1 protein-coding gene is annotated in these 708 nt (G+C 68.5%); it reads left to right on the forward strand.

Going from position 1 to position 708, the window contains the following annotated elements:
- Window positions 1–233: 233 nt before the first annotated feature.
- A partial coding sequence (locus NS334_RS16775) for a hypothetical protein (protein ID WP_206542717.1) occupies window positions 234–708 on the forward strand: 475 nt, incomplete at its 3' end.

Here is a 708-nt window from a genome sequence, read left to right on the forward strand (position 1 = left end):
TATGTTGTCTGCTTTGTTTTTTTTTTATGTGTACGACGACTACCTCATGCTCCCCTATCCTGTTCGTCGGCACGTGCAGTGGGGTATAAGAGACAGCCTCACAAGCCATGAGACGCCCCCGGGCGTCAAGCGAAAGCGCCAACTTTCGCGACGGTGAGGCTTTGCCTGTGGACCGGACGCTCTAACCGGCGGCCCGGAACGACCTGTCGTGGCCCGACGAGGGCCGAGAAGGGATGTTTGCAGACGAGATCCGCCGCGCCATCGAGGCCGCGAGCCGAATCGCCCTGCCACAGGTCACGGCGCAGCTGTGGCGCGCTTTCGGGGACGGACACATCACCGAGGCCGAGGCCGAGCGCCTCTCCGCCTTGATCGAGGCGCGCACGCTGACCGGGAAGGCGGTTCGTTTCGCGCAGCCCCCGAGCCCGGCAGAACCTCGGTCGACCGAGGCTGGCGATACCCCTCAGGTTCTCCCAGGAAGCTCCAGGCGGTCGGTGGGCTCACGGCCGCGCACGGATGCCTCGATGGAGCGTCGCCGCCGCTGGGCGGCCTCCGGGCGGCTGCCACCGGGTCTGGCTGCGCGGTTCACCCTGGCCGAGCAGGCGGTACTGGCGCTGGTGGCGGCCGAGACCACGCGCCGGGGCGATTGCCGCCTCGCCGTCGGCCACCTCGCGGCGATCGTCGGCGTGGCCGAGACCACCGTGCGCAACG

The organism is Sphingomonas endophytica (assembly GCF_001476895.1).
Taxonomy (GTDB): domain Bacteria; phylum Pseudomonadota; class Alphaproteobacteria; order Sphingomonadales; family Sphingomonadaceae; genus Sphingomonas; species Sphingomonas endophytica_A.